This window comes from Candidatus Symbiopectobacterium sp. (assembly GCF_020054415.1).
Taxonomy (GTDB): Bacteria; Pseudomonadota; Gammaproteobacteria; order Enterobacterales; family Enterobacteriaceae; genus Symbiopectobacterium.
Genome location: NZ_JAHWCO010000350.1, coordinates 1 through 1568 on the forward strand (window position 1 = coordinate 1; position 1568 = coordinate 1568).

Below are 1568 nucleotides of genomic sequence, written 5' to 3' on the forward strand. Positions count from 1 at the left end.
CTGAGTGAACCAGTGTTCTGCTACTGGCGCGGATACGTTATGCCGTCCACGGGGAAAATCCTGTACCGTTCCATCGGCCAGCGTCAGGCTGAAGGGCGTGTGTACAGTAATGGCAATCAAGTTTTCTTTGGTCATTCAGGTGTGCTCCGGCACCGGAGTGGGGCCGTTCCGGTTATCAGATGCCATCACAATAAGACAGCGTTTCGCGGTACACAGGCTCGACGGCACCCAGCTTGCCGTAATAGGTCACAATCTGGTAAATGCCACGATACTGCGCAGGAATACTCTGCAACGGTACCAGCGGGAAACGCACATATTTTTTATCGTTGGTGTAAGCCACCATGCGATCTTTACCGGAGACACCGCGACCTTTCAGCCATTTCACTGCGCGAATATCCAGCGGCACACCATTCTGGTGATAGGAAATGGTGTTGGTTGTCAGGTAGGTCAGCAGTGACTGATTACCGGCTGAAGAAACAATCACCGATGCCAGATAAGCAAACTGCTCTGGCGGCAGCAGTAAATCAGTCGGCACAACCGAATAGGTGGAGGCTTTCCAGGCATGGGTAAGCAGCGTGTTAATACTGCCCCGGATCTCATCGGGGGTTGACTGCGCCCAAGGTCTAACCGCGTTACTCACTGGCACCCTGTCAAGATTCAGCAGCCCTTTAACGCTGAGGCTGGTATCACCGATATAAACCTGCTCGTCGGCGTCCATATTCCACTTAAGCTGCATACCATCATATTTCTGCGCGTCAATGGGGCGACCAACCTGCTGTGCGGCCTGTAATTCAATGACCGTCCAGCCAAGCTCCATTCCCCATTGAGAAAGCGGGTTACCGTCTTTATCGATATTGACGTTTATTCCGACAATCGCCGTAGAATCCTTGCCGATCCAGTTTTTACCGTTGGGATTAGCACCACTTCCCGCCGCACCAAAGCTGGTGTTAGTCCAGCTTGAAATATCATCAGCCATAGAAACATCTTCACGGAACGGAACATCACGCGAACAGGTATAACCCACCAGCGGTAAATTCAGGGTCGGATCCAGACTCTCCAGTTCCCCCACAAGAAATGCACCGGTACCGTCCACAGTGCGTTGGTCAAATGTCAGCATGGTTGCCTCTTAGATTTTGTATGAAATTTCAACGTTGCCATCAGCGTCACCGGCTCCGGTAAACTGCGCATTTGGCAAAATGGCCGTATTAACGGTGGCGCTTTGTCCGTCGCCGGTTTTTTCTTCGACAACAAGGAAAGCACCCATAGGGCTGGTATCGGTCGGATTCGCCACGCGAACATAAACCACACCACCTTTGGTAACCTTAGAGGCATCCCCACCGACGCTAACGATCATATAACCGCGTTTCAGGGCATCGCCGGGGAAGTTTTTACCCTTGCCGATCTGGCGTACCCAGTCAGGTGTTGAGGGGCTTTGTTGAATAATAGTGAGTCATGCTGTTTTGCCAAGCCAGTTTTGGTAGAAAATGCTTTTCCCCTCAGGTGTACAGTTTTCTCATGAGGCCTAACTGCATGATTTTGCGTTGCGAGAATCCGTCGTTTCACTGGAC

2 protein-coding genes are annotated in these 1568 nt (G+C 51.5%); both read right to left on the reverse strand.

The genetic code is table 11. The features are described from left to right. Positions 1-175: 175 nt before the first annotated feature. On the reverse strand, positions 176-1117 hold the full coding sequence (locus QZ506_RS10375; protein WP_291970920.1) for a DUF2184 domain-containing protein: 942 nt from the start codon (positions 1115-1117) through the stop codon (positions 176-178). 9 nt (positions 1118-1126) lie between these two features. Further along, entirely contained in the window at positions 1127-1354 is a 228-nt protein-coding gene (locus QZ506_RS10380) for a hypothetical protein (RefSeq protein WP_291970921.1), read from the reverse strand. Between the last annotated feature and the right edge of the window lie 214 nt (positions 1355-1568).